13 protein-coding genes are annotated in these 23,587 nt (G+C 39.7%); 10 read left to right on the forward strand and 3 right to left on the reverse strand.

Annotated features, from left to right (window positions below; translation table 11 throughout):
* Positions 1–30 precede the first annotated feature (30 nt).
* The 3 genes from I597_RS11050 to I597_RS11060 form a co-directional block, all read right to left on the reverse strand.
* On the reverse strand, positions 31–1,278 hold the full coding sequence (locus I597_RS11050; protein WP_035324700.1) for a serine hydrolase: 1,248 nt from the start codon (positions 1,276–1,278) through the stop codon (positions 31–33).
* Positions 1,278–4,196: a PEP/pyruvate-binding domain-containing protein gene (locus I597_RS11055; protein ID WP_035324699.1), complete on the reverse strand. Its 2,919-nt coding sequence runs from the start codon at positions 4,194–4,196 to the stop codon at positions 1,278–1,280. The genes I597_RS11050 and I597_RS11055 overlap by 1 nt, the downstream gene beginning before the upstream one ends.
* A 115-nt stretch (positions 4,197–4,311) precedes the next feature.
* Positions 4,312–5,517 carry a sensor histidine kinase gene (locus I597_RS11060; protein WP_035324698.1) on the reverse strand — a complete coding sequence of 402 codons (1,206 nt, stop codon included), beginning with the start codon at positions 5,515–5,517 and terminating at the stop codon, positions 4,312–4,314.
* A gap of 278 nt (positions 5,518–5,795) precedes the next feature.
* On the opposite strand from I597_RS11060, the gene I597_RS11065 reads away from it, so the two are divergent.
* From I597_RS11065 to I597_RS11110, 10 genes are all read left to right on the forward strand, one after another.
* On the forward strand, positions 5,796–6,251 hold the full coding sequence (locus tag I597_RS11065; protein ID WP_035324697.1) for a MarR family winged helix-turn-helix transcriptional regulator: 456 nt from the start codon (positions 5,796–5,798) through the stop codon (positions 6,249–6,251).
* Entirely contained in the window at positions 6,251–8,659 is a 2,409-nt protein-coding gene (locus tag I597_RS11070) for a 3-hydroxyacyl-CoA dehydrogenase/enoyl-CoA hydratase family protein (RefSeq protein WP_035324696.1), read from the forward strand. Before I597_RS11065 ends, I597_RS11070 begins: the two co-directional genes overlap by 1 nt.
* Positions 8,660–8,745: 86 nt before the next feature.
* Positions 8,746–9,939: an acetyl-CoA C-acyltransferase gene (locus I597_RS11075; protein WP_035328555.1), complete on the forward strand. Its 1,194-nt coding sequence runs from the start codon at positions 8,746–8,748 to the stop codon at positions 9,937–9,939.
* Between the two features lie 83 nt (positions 9,940–10,022).
* Entirely contained in the window at positions 10,023–11,837 is a 1,815-nt protein-coding gene (locus tag I597_RS11080) for an acyl-CoA dehydrogenase family protein (RefSeq protein ID WP_035324695.1), read from the forward strand.
* A gap of 180 nt (positions 11,838–12,017) precedes the next feature.
* Positions 12,018–15,470 (forward strand): pyruvate carboxylase, encoded by a 3,453-nt coding sequence (locus I597_RS11085; RefSeq protein ID WP_035324694.1) that lies wholly within the window; start codon positions 12,018–12,020, stop codon positions 15,468–15,470.
* 252 nt (positions 15,471–15,722) lie between these two features.
* Entirely contained in the window at positions 15,723–16,724 is a 1,002-nt protein-coding gene (locus I597_RS11090; protein ID WP_035324693.1) for an NADP-dependent oxidoreductase, read from the forward strand.
* Between the two features lie 129 nt (positions 16,725–16,853).
* Positions 16,854–17,801 carry a tRNA dihydrouridine synthase gene (locus I597_RS11095; protein ID WP_035324692.1) on the forward strand — a complete coding sequence of 316 codons (948 nt, stop codon included), beginning with the start codon at positions 16,854–16,856 and terminating at the stop codon, positions 17,799–17,801.
* Between the two features lie 48 nt (positions 17,802–17,849).
* Complete coding sequence (locus tag I597_RS11100; RefSeq protein WP_035328552.1) at positions 17,850–20,027, forward strand: B12-binding domain-containing radical SAM protein; 2,178 nt, start codon at positions 17,850–17,852, stop codon at positions 20,025–20,027.
* A gap of 108 nt (positions 20,028–20,135) precedes the next feature.
* On the forward strand, positions 20,136–21,878 hold the full coding sequence (locus I597_RS11105) for an alpha-amylase family protein (RefSeq protein WP_035324691.1): 1,743 nt from the start codon (positions 20,136–20,138) through the stop codon (positions 21,876–21,878).
* Positions 21,879–22,028: 150 nt separating this feature from the next.
* The gene (locus tag I597_RS11110; RefSeq protein WP_035324690.1) at positions 22,029–23,579 is read left to right on the forward strand and encodes a M20/M25/M40 family metallo-hydrolase; all 1,551 of its coding nucleotides are present in this window, start codon (positions 22,029–22,031) and stop codon (positions 23,577–23,579) included.
* Positions 23,580–23,587 lie beyond the last annotated feature (8 nt).

Consider the following 23,587-nt stretch of genomic DNA (forward strand, 5'->3'; position numbering starts at 1 on the left):
AAGGCGCTTTAATAGAACTGTAAATGATTTTTATGTGGGATTGACAACCTCATCAATACTACTTGCTAGGTACATATGCGCACCTGCCGAGTTTTTATTAAGTACATTAGTCATTAGGCATACAATGTATTTTTTGCCATTAGGCTGCTCTACAATAATCACTGAGTTCATATAGTTGAATACATTACCTGCGTAGTCGCTACAGTTAGGATTTTTCTCGCGATCACATTTATAAAACGAGCCAGACTTAAAGTACACCGCCGCATCATCTAGTCTATTAGAGTGTGCATAACGTATACGTCTGTCTGTCATATATAATAATCGCTTCATCTCAAGCGAGCTTTCTTCATCTATTACATTTCCTTGCTCTAGGGCTACTAGAAATTTCATAAGTCCTTTAGGAGTTCCTATACTTCCACCTTCACGACCTACGTACTTACCAGCAGGACGCGTAAACATCCCTCCTAGTCTCCAGTCGTCTTCTGTAATTCCTAGATCTCTTAATGGCTGATTCACCACTCGGTTTGCTTGACTCGTTAGAGAGTCTCTATCGGTCTCTACAAAGTAATTTTCTGCTTCTTCTTCTGTGAGGTCTGCATAATTTCGTCCAAAGGCGTCTAGCAGCATTGTCTCTCTATACAGCACACTCGCAGCTCCGTTATTACTCACAGAGACCATATGATCTGCCCACTCATACAGCGAGAACTCATCACTAGCAACCACTTGTCGCTTTGTTAACTTATCACTGTCTATATCATACACAGGTATCGTGTGGTGATCTCCTGTTCCCCAGTATCGAGCCTTCACTCGTTTATTACACATAAGCCCCGTACGCAACTCAAAGTTATCTGGATATACCTCTGCAAGCTCTGTAAAGAAACCGTTTAGGACAGCAATTTTACCTACACTTCCAGGCTGGTACCCTACATTTTCTCTGTGAGCCGCATATTTTAAACTATCTGGATTAGTCATATCAAGTACCGCAAGTGAGTAGTTGCCGCCAGGTGTAATTCTCGCAATCTTTCTGGCAAAATCATTGTCTTCTACTAGTATTGCTCCAAGAGAATCACGCTTTCGCGAAAGCAAATTGAGCTTGATATCCTCTAGCTTTAAATAAGCGCCATTAGGAATACGCTTGTTTGCAATACTATCCATCTCCATTTTCTGAAGTCGGTACAGTCGTTTTATACCCGTCGTATCATAGCCGTCTATAGGATAAAGCATCGCTACAAATAAAGTCGATAAAGCGATGAATGTTAGTGTGATATATGTTTTCATTAGTTTATAGGTGCATCAAGCGTTATTAAAAAATCGTTGTCAATTTTTGGTGAGATAGCCTCAAGATATTCTGAGGACTTTGCCGTTTTATTTTCTACAAATGGTCGTATCTGGAACAGCCATAGTTTGTCATTTTCAAAACCAAGCTCCACATCATAAGCCCCATCATAGTCAGAACCTGTCATTTCTGGTAATCGTGTTCTTATAGATTGGGCAATGGCACGTATATCCTTTATGTTTTTCTCATTGAGAATCTCTTCGTCAAAGGTTGCGATATTTTTCTTCACACCTCCCGTTGCTGGAAGTCTGATATAATCTGCTTGTCTCGCTGGCGATAGTAAGCGTGTATCTGTAGCGGTAACAAGTCTCGTTTCGGCGGCTTGTCCATCTACAGCTCCTCCTGCCCCACGGCTAAAGGCAATAGTGAGATCCTTATCTGTACCTTGATTAATACCCTTTGTAATCATCACACCGCTATACTCCACATCTACCGAAGGAATGATAAGTATAGAAGGAAACACATTCTCTGGGTTGCTTAGATACTGCTGGCGCCATTTAAAACTACGCTCCGTATATGGAGAAGCCCACACGTCTTTAATACCTTTTAAGATTTTATCCTCATCAAGAATATTAAAAAGCGTCAAGTTCAATCCTGCCCCCGTAAATTCTTCAAGGTCTTCCATATTTGTATCACTACGCAAGAATACAGGAGTTTTACCCATAGGCGATTTAAAGACTTTTTGGAAATCTGCACGCAGGCTATTTACAAATGACGGCTTGAGGGTCATCATATTTATGGCTTCACGTAATCGCTTCAACTCTTGCAGCTGGAAGGTCTCTATCTCTTTTGATGATGCGCCGTTACTTTTCATTTGTTCCGCTTTCGCGAAAGCGTTATTTAAAAACTCCCAGTAAGAACCCTCATAATTGGTCATTTTTTGATCCATATGGTCCTTAAAAATGCCGAAAGGAATCACAAGACCTTCTACCACCTGCTCTGGGAACATCTTCTTGAGCTGACCAAGGTTTGCCGCCTTAGGGCCTACGAGTTTTCCAGACGCGCTTGCATCAAGATCTCGCATATTTATGATATCCTTCTTGTCTAGCGCAATCTTCTCTACAGGCACGGTGACCTGACTTGTAGATCGTTGCTTCTTTGAGAATAACTCCCGCTCCTCATCTGTAATATCGTCCTCACCTTTTATAATCACACTACCTTTATTTGAAACAGCATAGAAGACTTTCTTACCGCTATACTTGCTCAAATCTTGAAGGTTTTCTTGGGACAGTGCCGCATTAGGAATTCCTAAATTACGAGCCAGTAGCTGCACGTGTGAAACCAGATTACCTTCTGATACCGTCATAATACCAGCCACAGGCTTGAGGTCTGATGGCGGTTTTTCAAAAACGTATATCTTCTCTGTATCTACTTCTATACCTTCTGGAGAACCTTCTATAACAACAAGCTCCCCATAGGCATACCCAGGATTTAATCCTCTCACAGAAGACTGTCCATCTATATCCATTACCTTATTTTCAAGCCCAGAATGTTTTGCTATAAACGCACCAAGTGTGCTCACACTCTCTCCCAAATCTAGTGCAACAGAAGATCGCACGCGATCATCTATAAAACCATAAGCCTTAGGCTCAAAAGTTGCGTAGGTATCAACTACTTCTTGATACTTAGCTTTTACTTGTGAGGCACTCCACTCTACAACTCCTCTAGCTGTCGCTAGAAAATCGTTGAGCTGCTCGACACTCTTGTCATTATGGTAACTATCTGCCTGTAAATACGGCTCTACTGCTGCCCACTCATTTAACTCAATAAGTCCTGTACCTGTTGCTGCATATGAAAGGGTTTGTATTTTATAAAGCAGCTCCTTTAAAGTTTCTGGTTGCCACTCTTGAGTTTTTAGGAGTAATATATCTTCTAGCTCATTAGATAAATCTAACATCGCAAGACGGTCACTTGATCTACGTAAAGTAAGTACGTCTTGACGTATATAACAGAGCACATCTGCAATTTCTGGCACAAGTGTTTGCGCAGAGGTATCCTGAGCAGCTTTTTCTAAAAACGTGCTAATGCGTTCTGTTAGATCATTTTTTACGGAGATAGCATTTACTTGGCTCTGTAGTTCCTTAAAATTAATAGGTGTATAAAACTCGGCGAGGGTTTTTTCTAGTTGGTCAAACTGCTTCTTCACTTCATCAGAGAGGTCTCCTTTATGTTTTGCTCTAAATTCTTGAACCATCTGGATGTCACTCACACTGGGCTTACCGTGAATTTTAATGCGGGCATCCATAAACTTTGGGTAGGTCTCTGCAAGTATTTTTGACTCACTACGCATACGCTGGGCAATGTTGCTATCTCCATCGTGAGGAATATCACGTAAGGTCTGACGTAGTAAATAGTAATTCTGTCTAAAACGAGTATCGCTACGCAATAACCACTCATAAAACTCAACGCCCCAAGCCTCCTCATCTTCAGACTGGATGGCACCACGGTAAAACTGTGACTTGCGCTGTACCCAACCGTTATCTACACTGGCAAGATATCTCGCTAGTTGATATTGCTTAATGCGACTGTTGTCATTTGTTACATCCCAGAAAGCAACCTTATCTGTGTTTGCAAGTATATCTGCAAAAAAGAGGTGATACTTAGTACCTAGCGTTATTAAATCTTCACTATAACTTGCGTGCTGTACACCACCACCTATATCATCTGGACAAGGATCACGAGCTTCTCGCATCGTACCATCTTCACAAAACCACTCTATTTTTTTATAAGGGCCTCGCGGATTTTCTTTAAAAGATTCAATATTCTTCTGGATAGTTGCTACGGGTAAGTCTTGAGCAACGAGTGAATTTGTGATTACAAAAGATAATATCACAAGAAATGCTTTGTAAATTTTGATCATTTATTGGTTAGATTGGATAGTGTGAACTAAAGGTAATAGAGTATATAGCAACATCCATATCTATTAACGCTTTGCTAACAGAAGAAGCGCACCAGAACCGAATATTTAATATACTTTAACTTTTGGCAACTGTAAACGTAAATTTTGTGTACTCCCCTAGCACTGAAGAAACACTTATGGTCCCGCCGAGATTATGTACTAGTTTTTCTACTGTAGATAATCCAATACCGTGGCCTTTCTCTCCATTTTTATCTAGGTGCCCTGCGGTACTGAATAAAGTAAATATGCCTTCTAACTTTTCTTCTTCTATTCCTCTACCATTATCCTTAATAGAAAACTCAAAATGATTGTCTTGCTCGATAACATCTATATGTATAATCGTGTGTTCTTTATCATTATACTTAATACTATTACCTATTAAGTTTAAGAATATCTGGTCAAGTGCAGACCGGTTACATCTAAGTTCTATGTTTACCTCTGGAAAGTGAAACTCACATTCAAAATTTATATTTAAAAGGTCTACAAGATCCTCAAGCATATCATTAAACATAAACTCGTGGGCATCTTCTCTATCATATGCCGTGCTCTCATAATGCGCAAGTATGTTTGTTATATAGTTACTCATAGAGAGTGAAGACTTCTTGAGATAACCTAGGTAATTTACACCAGACTCATCTAGAGCCTCTGTGTACTTCTTTTTTAATATATCTGAAGTGAGAATAAGGTTTGCGAGAGGCATTTTTAAATCGTGTGAAACGGTGCCTGCAAAATCTTTGAGCAGTGTATTATGTTTTGTAAGACTCGCCTTGGTTTGCTCAAGTTGATTATTAACTAGTCTTAACTCAAATAATCTTTCAACTTGTTTTGCGAGTGTTATGAGGGCAGCTCTTTGCTCTTTACTAAGTTTATTAGGTTTATGATCTATTACACATAAAGATCCCATTACCATACCATCTGTTGTGCGTAGTGGTACACCCGCATAAAAAATAACTGGGTCTTCCATTTTTGTAAGCGGGTTATCTATAAAGCGCACATCTTTTGTCGCATCTGGTATTTCTAATATCTCATCTGGAGTTAAGATGGCGTGTGCACAAAAAGAGCTATCACGTGAGGTCTCACATAAAGCCATTCCCACCTTGCTTTTAAACCATTGTCTATCTTCGTCTACTAGTGTTACTAGCGCTACTGGTGTCTTGCAAATGTAGGCCGCAAGCTTTGTTATGTAGTCAAAATCATCTTCTTGTTCTGTATCCAGTAGACCTAAACTTAATAGCGACAGCATACGCTGTTTTTCATTCTGAGGAATGTCTGGTGCAATCATATAACTTGTAAACTTTTAAGTATTTAGGATACAAAAATAACATTCAATCATAAATGATGTTGCTTTATTACAGAATATGTTAACGTTATTGATTCTACTTGTAATTATCTAAATGGTTGACTTCATATTTATTAAATAATATAGCTTATATTTATGATGTTCTCATTTTCGCGAAAGCGTAACTGCCATATTCTTAAAAGTTTCATATAAATTTGTATTAATTACTGTGCGTGCATAGTATATTTTATTATCTTTACAATCACTTTGTGAAGCACTATATGAAAGATAAAACTATAGACTACTGCTTAAGAGCCACCTGGCAAGCAGTTATGAAAATGTATAATGAACAGGCTGCCGAGTATGATGTTACTATGGCAGTAGGGTTTGCACTACTTAGTATAGATCCAGAAGAGGGTACGCCCTCTACAGCACTGGGACCTCGTATGGGTATGGAAGCTACTTCCCTATCACGTACACTTAAAACTATGGAAGAAAAAGGTCTTATAGAACGCAAACCTAATCCTGCAGATGGCAGAGGCGTTCTTATACATCTCACAGAATTTGGATTAGAAAAAAGAAATTTCTCAAAAGACCGCGTCGTAACTTTTAATGAGGCTGTGCGCGGTAATATATCTGAAGAAAAGATTAATAATTTTTACGAAGTCATTGAGACCATTAATGACTTGATTCAAAATAGAAGAGTATTTAACCAAAAAGAAACCGCAATAAAATAATGGCAAAACGTAGAATAAAGAAAGTAGCCGTCATCGGTAGTGGAATAATGGGAAGTGGTATTGCTTGCCATTTTGCAAACATAGGTGTTGACGTTCTTTTGCTAGATATCGTTCCTCGTGAGCTTACTGCAAAAGAAGAAGCTAAAGGACTTACACTTCAAGACAAAGTTGTACGTAATAGAATGGTAAATGACTCGCTTACTGCAGCACTTAAGAGTAAGCCGTCACCTATTTATAACCAAGCTTTTGCAAAAAGAATCTCAACGGGTAACCTTGAAGATGATATCGCAAAAGTAAAAGACGTAGACTGGATCATTGAGGTGGTAGTAGAGAGACTTGATATTAAGAAACAAGTTTTTGAAAACCTTGAAAAGCATAGAACACCAGGTACACTTATTACTTCAAACACATCTGGTATCCCTATAAACTTTATGTCTGAGGGACGTAGTGAAGATTTCCAAAAGCACTTTTGTGGAACTCACTTCTTTAACCCAGCACGTTACTTAAAGTTATTTGAAATCATACCTGGGCCTAAAACAGACCAGAGTGTACTTGATTTCTTAAATAACTACGGTGAGCAGTACTTAGGTAAAACCTCTGTTGTTGCAAAAGATACACCTGCCTTTATAGGTAACCGTATAGGTATCTTCTCTATTATGTCACTTTTCCATACTGTAAAAGATATGGGTATGACGGTAGAAGAGGTAGATAAACTTACAGGTCCAGTTATAGGACGTCCAAAATCTGCAACCTTCCGTACGGTAGATGTTGTAGGTCTTGATACCCTTGTACACGTTGCAAACGGTATTGCAGAAAACTGTCCTAATGATGAGCGCAAGTCTCTTTTTGAGCTTCCAGGCTTCATTAGTACAATGATGGAAAACAAATGGCTAGGGTCTAAAACTGGGCAAGGTTTTTATAAAAAGAGTGTAAATGAGGCTGGTAAGAAAGAAATTCTTACACTAGACCTTGACACTATGGAGTACCGCTCTAACAAGAGAGCAAAATTTGCTACCCTAGAGCTTACTAAAAATATAGACAGCGTTTACGATCGCTTTAAAGTGCTTGTAGGTGGTAAAGACAAAGCTGGTGAGTTTTACCGCAAGTCTTTTGCACACCTATTTGCTTATGTACAAAATCGTATTCCTGAGATTACAGATGAGCTTTACAAGATAGATGATGCTATGAAGGCTGGTTTTGGCTGGGAGCACGGACCATTCCAAATTTGGGATGCTGTAGGTGTAGAAAAAGGTATCGAGCTTATGAAGGCAGAAGGTCTTGAAGTTGCCACTTGGGTGACAGATATGATTGCTGCTGGAAGTGAGACTTTCTACTCTGTAAAAAATGGTGCTACTTATGTGTATTCCGCTTCCGCGAAAGCGCACGTAAAGAAACCAGGTCAAGATTCATTTATCATTCTTGATAACATTAGAAAGCAAACAGAAGTATTTTCAAACACGGGAGTATCTGTACAAGATCTAGGAGATGGAATCTTAAACGTTGAGTTCCGCTCTAAGATGAACTCTATAGGTGGTGATGTGCTTGCAGGAGTAAATAAAGCCATAGACCTAGCCGAAAAAGACTTTGATGGTCTCGTAGTAGGTAATCAAGGTACAAACTTCTCTGTAGGAGCAAACATTGGGATGATTTTTATGTTTGCTGTAGAGCAAGAGTATGATGAGCTTAATGCTGCTGTAAAATATTTCCAAGATACGTGTATGCGTTTACGCTACTCTGCTATCCCTACTGTAGTTGCACCTCACGGTATGACTCTAGGTGGTGGTTGTGAGATGACACTACACGCAGACAGAGTTGTCGCAGCTGCCGAATCTTACATAGGACTCGTAGAGTTTGGTGTAGGTGTAATACCAGGTGGTGGTGGATCTAAGGAAATGGCCCTTAGAGCATCAGATAAGTTTGATAAAGGTGATGTACAACTTAACGTATTACAAGAGCACTTCCTTACTATAGGTATGGCAAAAGTATCTACCTCTGCACACGAGGCGTACGATCTTAACATCCTTAAACACGGTAAAGACCTTGTAGTTGTAAACCGCGATCGCCAGATTGCTACGGCAAAGGCTGTTGCACGCCAAATGGCAGATATGGGATACACACAACCTGTAAAACGTAATGATGTACTAGTATTAGGTAAGCAAGCACTAGGTATGTTCTTAGTAGGAACAGACTCTATGCAAGCGTCTAACTATATATCAGAACACGATAAGAAAATTGCAAACAAGCTTGCTTATGTAATGGCTGGAGGAGATTTATCTGAGCCTACAAGAGTTTCTGAGCAGTATTTACTAGATCTAGAGCGTGAAGCGTTCTTATCTCTAGCTACTGAGAGAAAATCACTTGAGCGTATACAGCATATGTTACAAAAAGGAAAACCATTAAGAAACTAAAGTTTCTGTAATACGCCTTAAGCGCTAAGCTATAGGCAATGATAAACCGCTTAAAGCTTTCAGCTTATAGCCAAAAGCAAACTAAAATGAAAACAGCATATATAGTAAAAGCATATAGAACAGCCGTTGGGAAAGCTCCCAAAGGTGTCTTTAGATTCAAGCGAGCAGATGAGCTTGCTGCAGAAACGATTCAGTATATGATGAAGGAGCTGCCAGAATTTGATAAAAAGAGAATAGATGACGTCATTGTAGGTAACGCAATGCCAGAAGGATCTCAAGGTCTTAATATGGCGCGTCTTATATCTCTTATGGGACTAGACGTAATAGACGTACCTGGTGTAACTGTAAACCGTTTTTGTTCTTCTGGGATAGAAACTATAGGGATGGCAGTAGCAAAGATTCAAGCTGGTATGGGTGATTGTATTATCGCCGGTGGAGCAGAGTCTATGTCTTCTGTACCTATGACAGGTTTTAAACCAGAACTTAACTACGATACTGTAGTAAAGTCTGGACACGAAGATTACTACTGGGGAATGGGTAACACTGCAGAGGCAGTAGCAAATGAGTATAAAATCTCACGTGAAGATCAAGATGAGTTTGCATATAACTCACATATGAAAGCCCTACGCGCACTAGCCGAAGATCGTTTTCAAGACCAGATTGTACCTATAGATGTAGAGCAAACATATATAGATGCAAATGGTAAGAAAGCGACAAAATCTTACACCGTGACAAAGGATGAAGGTCCTCGTGCAGGTACAAACAAGGAAGCACTTGCAAAACTTAGAGCCGTATTTGCTCAAGGTGGTAGCGTTACCGCTGGTAACTCATCACAAATGAGTGATGGTGCAGCCTTTGTAATGGTAATGAGTGAGGAGATGGTAAAAGAACTCAACATCGAGCCTATCGCACGTATGGTAAACTATGCAGCAGCAGGTGTACCACCACGTATAATGGGTATCGGTCCCGTAGCTGCAATTCCTAAAGCACTTAAACAAGCTGGACTTAAACAAAATGATATTGAACTTATCGAGCTTAACGAGGCATTTGCATCGCAGTCACTAGCAGTAATACGCGAGTTAGGACTTGATCCAGATATTATAAACGTAAATGGTGGTGCGATTGCATTAGGTCACCCACTAGGATGTACTGGAGGTAAACTTTCAGTTCAATTATTTGACGAGATGCGTAAGCGTGATATGTCAGGTAAATATGGTATGGTAACAATGTGTGTAGGTACCGGTCAGGGAGCTGCAGGGATTTATGAATTCTTGAAGTAATTCCGCTTTCGCGAAAGCGTAAAAACAAAAAATTATAGTACATATTTCTTATAGAGAAAGAAAAAAATTAATTAGCAATAGCAATGAGCACAGAAACAACAAAAAATGATATCCTACGCGGTGGTCAATTTATCGTAAAGGAAACGGCTTGTGAAGATGTCTTCACAATGGAAGATCTTAATGAAGAGCAAAAGATGATGCGTGAATCTACAAGAGAGTTTGTAGACCGTGATCTTTGGGCACACTGGGAGCGTTTTGAAAAGAAAGATTATGCATACACAGAGGAGACTATGCGCAAAGCTGGTGAACTAGGTTTACTAGGTGTTGCTGTACCAGAAGAGTATGATGGTCTTGGGATGGGATTTGTATCTACAATGCTTGTTTGTGATTACATTTCTGGAGCTACTGGATCTTTTAGTACTGCCTTTGGAGCACATACTGGGATAGGTACAATGCCTATTACTCTTTATGGTAACGAAGAGCAAAAGAAGAAATATGTACCAAAACTTGCTACTGGTGAGTGGTTTGGAGCATACTGTCTTACAGAGCCTAGTGCAGGATCTGATGCAAACTCTGGAAAAACAAAGGCCGTTCTATCTGAAGATGGAAAGAGCTACAAGATTTCTGGACAAAAAATGTGGATTTCTAACGCTGGTTTCTGTAACCTATTTATCGTTTTTGCTAGAATAGAAGATGATAAAAACATTACAGGATTTATCGTAGAAAATGATCCTTCTAATGGAATCACACTAGGTGAAGAAGAAAAGAAGCTAGGTATACACTCCTCTTCTACGCGTCAAGTATTCTTTAACGATACTGTAGTACCTGTAGAGAATATGCTTTCTGAGCGTGGTAATGGTTTTAAAATCGCGATGAACGCACTTAACGTAGGTCGTATTAAACTTGCAGCTGCTTGTCTTGATGCACAGAGACGTGTGATAAACGAAGCTGTAACGTATGCAAAAGAGCGTGTACAGTTTAAAACACCTATTGTAAACTTTGGAGCAATTAAGCAAAAACTTGCGCTTATGGCTACAAACGTATATGTAGATGAGTCTGCATCTTACCGTGCTGCAAAAAACATTGAAGATCGTATCGCTATGCGTCAGGCAGAAGGTAACACACATCAAGAGGCAGAGCTTAAAGGTGTTGAGGAGTATGCTATAGAGTGTTCTATCCTTAAAGTTGCAGTATCTGAAGACGTACAGAATACTACAGATGAAGGTATCCAGATTTTTGGAGGAATGGGCTTCAGTGCAGACACTCCTATGGAGTCTGCTTGGCGTGATGCACGTATCTCTCGTATCTATGAAGGTACAAACGAGATTAACCGTATGCTCGCTGTAGGTATGATGGTAAAGAAAGCAATGAAAGGACACGTAGACTTTATGGGACCAGCAATGGCCGTAAAGGATGAACTTATGGGTATCCCTTCTTTTGACACTCCAGATTACTCTGAGACACTTTCTGAAGAGAAAGCACTTATCAAGAGCCTTAAGAAAGTATTCCTTATGGTTGCAGGATCTGCAGCTCAAAAGTTTGGAACAGAGCTAGAGAAAAATCAGCAACTACTTATGGCAGCTGCAGATATTCTTATAGAAATCTATATGGCAGAGAGTGCTATACTGCGTACTGAGAAAAACATTAAGCGCACTGGTCTAGAGAGTCAAGCAACACAAGTTGCAATGTCTCAACTATACCTATTTAACGCTGTAGATATCATCCAGACTAAAGCAAAAGAAGCTATTATCTCTTTTGCCGAAGGTGATGAGCAACGTATGATGCTTATGGGACTTAAACGTTTTACAAAGTATACAAACCAGCCTAATGTAATCGCACTGCGCAACCAGATTGCTGCAGATGTTGAAGAAAATGGCAAATACCGCTTTGACGGATAATATATATTTTTAAGTCACTAAAACTATGTGTACTAGATTACGTATTGAAAATGACTTAAATATATATGTATTCGCTTGCGCGAAAATTTAATATCAACAGAAGCCACTTCCCTACCGAAGTGGCTTTTTTTGTACCCTACTACTACAACGATTTCGTAACACAACAACCTAATTTATATAATGAAAATTAAAAAAGTCCTCGTAGCAAATCGCGGGGAAATTGCTATTAGAGTACTACGTGCTTGTACAGAACTTAATATTGCAACCGTAGCTGTCTACACTTATGAAGATAGATACTCACAACATCGCAACAAAGCAGATGAGTCTTACCAGATAGGAGCAGATAATGAACCGCTCAAACCTTATTTAGATATGGATCAAATCATTGATCTAGCAAAATCTAAAAATGTAGATGCCATTCACCCCGGATACGGCTTCTTATCTGAAAACTCAGAATTTGCAAGAAGATGTGCAAAAAACGGTATCATCTTTATAGGTCCTGAGCCAGAAGTAATGGATGCACTAGGTGATAAAATCACCGCAAAAAAAGTAGCACAATCTTGTGGAGTACCTATAATAGAGAGTAATAAAAAAGCCTTAAATTCACTAGAAACTGCCCTAAGTGAAGCTGGAAAAATAGGATACCCAGTAATGCTCAAAGCTGCCTCTGGTGGCGGTGGTCGCGGTATGCGCATCATACGTAAGGAAGAAGATTTACAGCTTAGTTTTGACTCTGCACGTAATGAGGCGCTCAACTCTTTTGGCGATGATACAATGTTTCTTGAGAAGTATGTAGAAAACCCAAAACATATAGAAGTACAAATAGTAGCAGACACACACGGTAATATAAGACACCTTTATGAACGTGATTGCTCTGTACAACGCAGGCACCAGAAGGTGGTAGAGATGGCTCCTTCATATAACCTATCACAAACGCTACGCGATAACCTTTATAAGTATGCTGTAGCTATTGCTACAGAGATAAATTATAACAACATAGGTACCGTAGAGTTTCTCGTAGATGCAGATGATAATATATATTTCATCGAGGTTAACCCTCGTATACAAGTAGAGCACACAGTAACAGAAATGGTTACAGGTATTGACCTTGTAAAGACACAAATCTTTGTGTCTGGCGGTTATAAACTATCAGATAAGCAGATAAAGATTTATGGACAAGAGTCTATAGGTACTTACGGTTTTGCCATACAGTGTAGACTTACCACAGAAGATCCTACTAATAAATTTACACCAGATTACGGAAAGATAACAACCTACCGTAGCGCCTCTGGTATGGGTATACGTCTAGATGCTGGTAGCATTTATCAAGGGTATAAAGTGAGTCCGTTTTTTGATTCGATGCTTGTAAAAGTATCTGCTCACGGTAGAACGCTGGATGGTGCAATACGTAAGATGGTGCGCGCCTTAAAAGAATTTAGGATACGTGGTGTAGAGACCAACATTCATTTTCTTCAAAATGTCATACAGACAGACGTTTTTAAAAATGGAGAGACCACGGTAAATTTCATTCAGAATACTCCTTCCCTATTTAATATTAAACTTTCTCAAGATCGTACCTCTAAGGTTGTTCAGTTTCTGGCAGATGTGAGTGTAAATGGTAATAGTGATGTAAAAACAAAAGATCCAAAAAAGGTATTTACAAACCCTAAGGTGCCACTTTACAGCCTGTCTGATCCGTTTCCAAAAGGGACAAAAGATATGCTTACAGAGCTAGGTCCAGAGGCATTTTGTAAGTGGTTACTAGAGGAGAAAAAAATACACTTTACAGATACCACAATGCGTGACGCACACCAGTCTTTACTGGCAACGCGTATGCGCTCTTATGATATGCTCAAAGTAGCATCTAGCTTTGCAAAAAACCACCCTAACACCTTTAGTATGGAAGTATGGGGAGGTGCAACCTTTGATGTATGTATGCGATTCTTACACGAGAGCCCTTGGACACGTTTACGAGAGTTACGCAAGGCAGTACCTAACATCTTGTTCCAGATGCTCCTTCGTGGATCTAATGGTGTGGGTTACAAAGCATATCCAGATAACCTTATTGAAAAGTTTGTAGAGAAGTCTTGGGAGAATGGTGTAGACCTCTTCCGTATTTTTGACTCTCTTAACTGGGTAAAAGCAATGGAACCTAGTATACAATACGTGCGTAATCTTACAGGAGGAATAGCCGAAGGTGCCATAAGTTATACGGGAGATATTCTAGATACTAAGCAAACTAAGTACAACCTCAAGTACTACACACAACTTGCAAAAGATCTAGAAAATGCTGGGGCACATATGATTGCCATTAAGGATATGGCAGGATTATTAAAACCATATGCCGCGACAGAACTTGTTACAGCGCTTAAGGACACGGTAAATGTACCTATACACCTGCACACGCACGACACGTCTTCTTTACAAACAGCTACTTACCTCAAGGCCATTGAGGCAAATGTAGATGTGGTAGATGTAGCTCTAGGAGGACTTTCTGGATTAACTTCACAACCTAACTTTAATGCTGTAGTAGAGATGCTTAAGTATCAAGATAGAGAACACTCGTTTGATATGGAAAAACTCAATCAGTTTTCTAATTATTGGGAAGATACGCGTGAGCTCTACTACCCTTTTGAGTCTGGGCTTAAAGCCGGAACGGCAGAAGTCTTTCAGCACGAGATACCAGGTGGGCAGTACTCAAACTTGCGCCCACAAGCAACTGCCTTAGGCCTTGCAGATAGATTTACAGAGGTAAAGAAGATGTATGCCGCTGTAAATAAAATGTTTGGCAACCTAGTAAAGGTTACGCCTAGCTCTAAGGTAGTAGGCGATATGGCCATTTTTATGGTGACCAATAACCTCACACCAGAAGATGTGATGGAGCGTGGTGATACCATTTCCTTCCCAGAGTCTGTTATAAACTTCTTTAAAGGAGATCTTGGTCAGCCAGTAGGTGGTTTCCCAAAAAAGCTACAAGCCATTATTTTAAAAAATAAAGAAGCTTATACAGATAGACCTAATGCACACCTGGCGCCAGTAGATTTTGATAAGGAGTACAAAACCTTTACAGAGACCTTCCAAAAAGGGTTTACCAGGCCACTGGAGATGGAAGATTTTCTCTCATATATGCTGTACCCTAAGGTTTTTGAGCAAGCACACGAAAACTATAAGAAATACGGTAACCTAGCCCTAGTACCTACTAAGAATTTCTTCTTTGGTATGAAACTAGGAGAAGAAACACTTATTGAGCTAGAACCTGGAAAAACGGTTATCATCAAGTTACTCTCTATTGGTATTCCTAATGATGAGGGGATGCGCACGGTATTCTTTAAAGTAAATGGAGAAAACCGTTTTGTAGAGGTACACGACACTTCCCTTAATATCAAAAAGGTTGAAAACGTAAAAATCGATCCAGATAATGAAAACCACATAGGTGCTCCATTACAAGGCTCTCTTTACAAGGTACTGGTCAAAAAAGGACAAGAAGTCAAAGAAAACGACCCACTTTTTATAATAGAAGCTATGAAAATGGAAACTACCGTGGTTGCCTTTAAAGATGGTACTGTACAATCTATAATCGTGACAGATGGAACAATGGTGTCTCAAGATGATCTCGTTGTAACTCTTGAATAAGCCACCCCCTGCATCTCACTATTTTAAGTGAGATTCTCGGTAAAGCCGCCTCTTTGACAGGCGGCTTTTTTTGTTCTCAATAGTACAATTATATTTATAGGGTATGAGTCCGCTTTCGCGAAAGCGTAATAAAACCCATCTCAAAAGTACCTTAACTTCATATTTACATCCGGCGTTAAATAAAACCTAATATCACCTAGGGAATAGGAATTATACAACACAACTTGTACTTTAAATTAAAACTAAATAGATATGAATACTACAAAAGTTATACTACTTAAAAATAGACCGAGCGGCAAACCGTCATCTAGTGATTTTGAATTTACAGAAGAGCAAGTGCCAGAAATAAATGATGGTGAGATACTCTTAGAAACTACATACGTCTCTGTAGATCCTTACCTAAGAGGAAGAATGCAAGATGCAAAATCTTACGTGCCGCCATTTGAGCTTAATAAGCCTATACACTCTGGTATAGTGGCAAAAGTTATAGCGACCAAAAATGACAACTTTAAAGAAGGAGATTATGTATCTGGGATGCTAGACTGGAAAGAGGTACAGAAATCTACTGGAGAAGAATTACACAAGGTATCAAAAGACAATGCTCCCCTACCCGCATATCTTGGCACGCTAGGTATGACTGGTCTTACTGCATACTTTGGCCTTAAAGAAATAGGAAAACCCAAGGAAGGAGAAACCATACTCGTATCTGGTGCAGCAGGTGCCGTAGGAAGTATCGTAGGGCAAATAGCAAAAATAAAAGGCTGCCGTGTGGTAGGTGTTGCAGGCTCTGATGAAAAGATAGAAAAGCTAAAGAAAGATTTTGGCTATGACGATGGGTTCAATTACAACACAGAAGATGATCTAAACGCTGCTATACAGAGAACCTGCCCAGATGGTGTAGATGTATACTGGGATAACGTGGGAGGAGAACTCTCAGACGCTGTATTTTTTAATATTAACCAGAAAGCACGTATTATAAACTGTGGTGCAATTGCCGTGTATAATGACAATAAAGTCCCTACGGGTGTGAGTCCGCAGGTATTTTTAATTAAGAATAGTGCCTTAATGCAAGGATTTATAGTGTCTAATTATATGGATTCTTTTCCAGAAGGGGTACAGCAACTTAGTAAGTGGTACGGAGAAGGTAAACTGCACCACGAAGATACTATTGTAGAAGGTTTTGAAAATATACCGCAAGCGTTTATAGACCTCTTTGATGGTAAAAACACCGGTAAGATGCTCGTAAAGATATAGCCGAGATAACACCTATTATTATTACACCCCTATGTAAGGCACAATGTCATACATAGGGGTGTAACTTTTTGTGCAAAATAGAGCGACTAAGGGGTATTAAAATTATCTTCGCAGCAGATACTAGTTTTAATGAGTTACCACCTCCTTTCTTCGCCCTTGCAGGGCTTTACAGATTTTCGTTTTCGCAATGCACAACAAAAATATTTTGGAGGTATAGACACTTACTATGCTCCTTACATACGACTTAATAAAAAACAAGTCATAAAAGGCTCTTACCAGCGAGACTTAAATCCAGAAGTAAACACATCGCTAGAGGTCATCCCGCAAGTAATGACGGCAGACCCAGATGACTTTATTTTTGTGATTAAATATATACAGTCGCTAGGTTATAAAGAACTTAACTGGAATCTAGGCTGTCCCTACCCTATGGTCACAAAAAGCGGTATGGGATCTGGACTTATTTGCAATACAGAAAAGATAGACCATATACTAGATAGGGCGCATACAGAGACAGATGTTACCATCTCAATGAAAATGCGACTGGGCTATGAAAGTCCAGAAGAGATTATTAATTCTTTTCCTATTCTTGAAAAATACCCGCTTAAGAGTGTGGCTATACACGCACGTCTAGGTAAGCAACTATATAAAGGCGGGGTAGACCTTGAGGGCTTTCAAAAATGTATAGACACGGCAAAACACAAATTATACTACAACGGTGATATCACAACGGTAGCACAGTTTAGAAAAATGAGAGAGCGCTTCCCATCTATCGAGCATTTTATGATAGGTCGCGGTCTTATTGCAGATCCTTTTTTACCTAGTATGATTAAGGCAGATACTACTGTCTACCCAGAAAATAGGTGGGCAATTTTTAGAGAATTTCACGATGAGATTTATGCACAATATGATGCTGCCCTCTCCGGTCCCACACCTATCAAAATGAAAATGCAAGGCTTCTGGGAGTTTTTTGCACAGGCTACACATAACCCACAAAAGGTTTTTAAGGCTATAAAAAAAGCAAGTAACCCGGTAAAGTATCAAAAAGCCGTAGGAGAAATAATAGCAGCACAACGGTAGTAAGATATTAAACTATCTTTGCAACTCACAAAAGATCCTCTCAATCTATTGGAAGACGTATTACTCATAACACCACCCTTTACACAGCTCAACACGCCATACCCGGCAACAGCATACATAAAAGGGTTTCTTAATACTATAGATATCACAAGCTACCAGATGGATCTAGGTATTGAGGTAATACTTAATGTATTTACCAGTGATAGTTTTCAAGAAATATTTGATAGTGTAAAAACACAAGATCTAGCACTCTCAGAAAATGCACAGCGCATACTCGCACTTAGCTCACAGTACGTGCAACCGCTAGATGAAGTAATTGCCTTCTTGCAAGGCAAAAACCAGACGCTTGCTAGGCAAATTTGCACAGATAACTTCTTACCGCGTGCCTCTCGCTTTGAACAACTAGATGATCTCTCTTGGGCTTTTGGTGAGATGGGAATGCAAGACAAAGCAAAGCATCTTGCTACTTTGTATCTAGAAGATTTATCAGATTTTCTAGTAGAATGTGTGGACCCAAATTTTGGTTTTAGTAGATATGCAGAACGTCTAGGTCAAAGCGCAAATAACTTTGACGAATTATATAACGAGTTACAGCAAGAACTCACATATATAGATGAGATAACAATTGGGTTGCTAGAAGCCCGCCTTCGCGAAAGCGTTCCAAAACTAGTACTACTCTCAGTACCTTTTCCCGGAAATTTATACAGCGCCCTGAGATGTGGTGCTTACATCAAAAAAAATTACCCGGAAGTAAAAGTGGCTATGGGCGGTGGATTTCCTAACACAGAGCTGCGCTCTATTACAGATACCAGAGTTTTTGAGTTTATAAATTTTATCACGCTAGATGATGGTGAGCTACCCGTTGCATTGCTCATAGATGCCGTGATACATAAAGTTGAAAACCCCACCTACAAGCGTACTTTTCTCATAGAAAACAGTGCTGTGGTTTATAAAAATAACACAGCAAGACAAGATTATAAGCAAGCACAAGTAGGAACTCCAGATTATAATGACTTGCTACTAGACAAGTATATCTCTGTGATAGAGATTGTAAACCCTATGCACAGCCTCTGGAGCGATGGTAGGTGGAACAAACTCACAATGGCACACGGCTGCTACTGGGGTAAGTGCACTTTTTGTGATATCTCACTAGACTACATTAAGATTTATGAACCCGTTGCGGCACGCACGCTTGTAAATCGTATGGAAGCGCTTATCGCTCAAACGGGTGAAAACGGTTTTCACTTTGTAGATGAAGCCGCACCTCCGGCTCTTATGAAGGCCGTTGCATTAGAAATACTGCGCAGAGGACTTGTAGTAACTTGGTGGACAAATATTAGGTTTGAAAAAAACTTTACTGCAGATCTATGTTTATTACTTAAAGAGTCTGGATGTATTGCCGTCTCTGGAGGGCTTGAGGTAGCTTCAGACAGGCTACTTAAACTTATAGATAAAGGCGTGACAGTTGCCCAAGTTGCACAAGTTACTCGCAACTTTACAGCGGCAAATATTATGGTACACTCCTACCTTATGTATGGATATCCTACACAGACGTTACAAGAAACGGTAGATAGCCTTGAGATGGTGAGACAGCTCTTCGAGCTAGGAATTATACAATCTGGATTTTGGCACCAGTTTGCGCTTACAGCTCACAGCCCAGTGGGACAAGATCCAGAGGCATATGGCGTGACACCCCATTATAACGAGATTACCTTTGCAAATAATGATGTAGACTTTACAGATAGTACAGGGATAGACCACTCGAGCTTTAGCTACGGACTCAAGAAATCGCTCTTTAATTATATGCACGGTATAGGCTTTGAGATGCCGTTACAAGACTGGTTTGACTTTACTATTCCAGCATCTACTATAGATCCATATTACATAGAAGACTGTCTTAATACAGAAACAGACTTAAAGGTAAAGCCTACCGCAAAAATAGTTTGGATAGGTACAATGCCTATCGTGAGTTACTTCTCAAAGAAAAAGAGACAGCTTGCCACGCTCCTATTTCACACCACGAGTGATGAGTTTACGATTACTCTCAGTGAGGAAGAAGCGAGATGGGTTATTGCTATACTACCGGCTCTAAGCCCTCAGAGTGAGCAGTTAATGACTTTCTCAAAACTTAAAAACTCGTATGAAGAACAATTTGAGCACTTTGAGCTTTTTTGGTTTTCAAAACCTATAGAGACACTTAAAGAAATAGGCCTATTAGTACTGTAACATACAATTTTATAATTGTAGATGTATATCTATTTGTGACTAGTCAAGATTCTTTATTTTTAACTACTCAAAACACGGTCTTTACCTGTTAAATAAAGAAATATAGCTATGGCAAATCATACTTCGCAAATCCCTAACGGCGTTATGCTCAACGCATATCCAGATAGCATAGGTACTAACCTCAGTGATATTGTTGCATTGCTTCAAGAACCAGCGCTTAAGGATGTATTTTCACTATTTTACGTCTTACCTACTTTTTTTAATAGTGACCTAGACAGGGGGTTTTCTATCATAGATTACAATATTAATAAAGAGCTTGTCTCTCAAGCAGATCTTGACGCACTTAAAGAGCTAGATATTATGCTCAAATTTGATATTGTGCTCAACCACCTTTCTGTGGGTTCTCCACAGTTTAAGGATATATTAAAAAACGGTGACGCATCGCCTTTCAAAGACTTCTTTATAGACTGGAATAACTTCTGGAAAAATCATACCGCAAGTTATAAAGATGGCGTTGCAGTTCCAGAAAAGCAATATTTGGACAAGTTATTTATGCGTAAGCCAGGCCTACCTGTTCTTAACGTACTTTTTCCAGACGGCACAGAGCGCCCCTACTGGAATACTTTTTACCAAAAAATCACCCTACACCCCATTACTCTTGAAGACATAGCACATCTAGGTCTATCACAAGATGATAGAGATCACACTATAACTCTTATTAATGAGATCATAGCAGCAGGAGGAACACTGGACCAATTACGCTTTCGCGAAAGCGTACAACCCCACAAGCAAGATGTATTAAACATAGTACATAAAAATAGATCATACCTGGGCCAGATGGATGTAAATGCAAATGCGCCAGAAGTATGGGATTTTTATGATGAAACACTTCGCAAGGTAGCAAGTTTTGGATGTAAGATACTACGTCTTGATGCCTTTGCTTACTTACATAAAGAAGTAGGACAGACTAACTTTTTTAATAAACCCGGCACTTGGACCTACTTAGAGCGCATACGCCAGATTGCCGAAAAGTATGATCTTACCCTTTTACCAGAAATACACTCAGAGTATGGACTAGGTCTCCACGACGAGGTGGCAAGCGAGGGATATCAGATTTATGATTTTTTCTTTCCGGGTCTAGTGATTCATACCATTGAGACTGGTGATAATACGGCACTCACAAAATGGGCTAAAGAAGTTGTTACAAAGGGCTATAAGACCGTAAATATGCTAGGTTGCCACGACGGGATTCCTGTTTTAGACCTTAAGGGCATCATAGATAAAAAAGGAAATACACACCAAGGACTACTTAAAGACCGAGAGATTGAGCATATTATAGATACGATACTTAACCGTGGTGGTCGTATTAAAAATATATACGACCCAGAGGGTAATAAAATCTCATACTACCAAGTAAATGCAACCTTTTACAGTGCGCTAGGTGAAGATGATAATAAGCTACTACTGGCAAGAGCGTTACAAATTTTTATGCCAGGTATCCCACAGGTGTGGTACCTAGACCTCTTTGCGGGTAAAAATGACTATGCCGCTGCAGATGCTGCAGGAGCAGGCGGTCATAAAGAAATTAACCGCACCACACTTACTCAACAAGATATTACATCTGGCTTACAGAAACCAGTGGTACAGATGCAACTAGAGATGCTTAGATTACGTAATACATCTCCCGCTTTTAATGGTACGATGGCCATAACAAACAACACTACAAGCGAAATGCATATCACGTGGTCTAATGATGTAAACAAGGTGGTATTACAAGCAAACCTTAAAACAAATCGCTTTAAAATCTCATACCAAGAGAATGGAGAGAACGTGGTTATCACTAATGAGTAGGGTAAATTACGCTTTCGCGAAAGCGTAAACTTTAACCCTTAAATTTTAAGCGCCAGCTAGTCATTACAAAGCATATATGAGGTTAATTGCCTCTTTTTCTAATTGAGTTTGATTTATCATTCGTAACTTCTACGTCTAAAATCAATCCAAATGAAAATACGTATTACTTCACTTGTACTTTGTATGCTTATGGGCACAATACTCACAGCTCAAAGAGACAATGCTACGGTGCAGGCTTTAATAAAGGAAGCCACACAAAATTCACAGTTAGAATCACTTGCCCACCAGATCACAGATGTGCTTGGCCCAAGACTTGTGGGTACACCACAAATGCAAGCTGCAAATGACTGGGCTGTAAAACAATATGCATCTTGGGGTATTGAGGCTCGTAATGAGCAATGGGGAGAATGGCGAGGATGGGAACGAGGAATTTCTCACATAGATATGCTCGAGCCCAGAGTACAGAGTTTAAGAGGTACGCAACTAGCGTGGAATCCAAGTACTTCAAAGGAAGGCGTTACTGCAGAGGTTATCACCCTACCTACTATTAAAAACGCAACGGAATTTAAAAAATGGCTACCAACTGTAAAGGGTAAGATTGTTCTTATTTCAAAACCGCAAATCACGGGACGCCCAGATTATAACTGGGAAGAGTTTGCTACCGAAAAGTCGTTTTCTAAAATGAAAAAACAACGCGACTCTCTATCAAACTTATGGAATGACAAAATACAACGCACGGGATACACTAGTAGAGGTTTACCAGAAGCATTAGAAAATGCAGGAGCCGTAGGCATCGTGACTTCTAACTGGTCAAGAGGTTTTGGAGTTAATAAGATATTTAGTGCTAGAACAAAAGAAATACCTACCGTAGATCTTGAACTAGAAGACTACGGTATGCTTTATAGACTAAGTGAATCTGGTAATACTCCTAAAATAAATATTACAGCAATCTCAAAAGAACTGGGTACCGTACCCACATTTAATACCATAGCAGAAATAAAGGGGACAGAAAAGCCAGAGGAGTATGTCATATTATCGGCTCATTTTGACTCTTGGGATGGTGGTACAGGAGCTACGGACAATGGAACGGGTACTCTTGTAATGATGGAAGCTATGCGTGTACTTAAAAAAATCTATCCTAACCCAAAACGTACTATACTAGTAGGTCATTGGGGAAGTGAAGAACAAGGGCTTAATGGCTCAAGAGCCTTTGTAGAAGATCACCCAGAAATTGTGGCAAAAGTACAAGCATCATTTAATCAAGATAATGGTACAGGTCGTGTTGTGCGCCTTAATGGTGGAGGGTTCTTACGTAGTTACGATTATTTAAACAGATGGTTAAATGCTGTACCTAAGGAAATAACAGATGAGATAGAAACTACATTTCCTGGTGCGCCAGCACGAGGAGGGTCAGACTATGCTTCATTTCAAGCGGCTGGAGCTCCAGGGTTTAGTCTCAGTAGTTTGAGCTGGTCATACTGGAATTATACCTGGCACACCAACCGTGACACTTATGACAAGATAGTTTTTGATGATGTACGCAATAATGTAATCCTTACTGCAATACTTACATATATGGCTAGTGAAGATCCAGAATTTACCTCTCGTGAGCAAGCAGTGCTCCCACTAGATAGAAGGTCTGGTAAACAAAGAGAATGGCCTACGCCTCGTTCTCCTATAAGAAAAGGAGGACTTGATTAACTCATAAT

The organism is Dokdonia donghaensis DSW-1, assembly GCF_001653755.1.
Taxonomy (GTDB): domain Bacteria; phylum Bacteroidota; class Bacteroidia; order Flavobacteriales; family Flavobacteriaceae; genus Dokdonia; species Dokdonia donghaensis.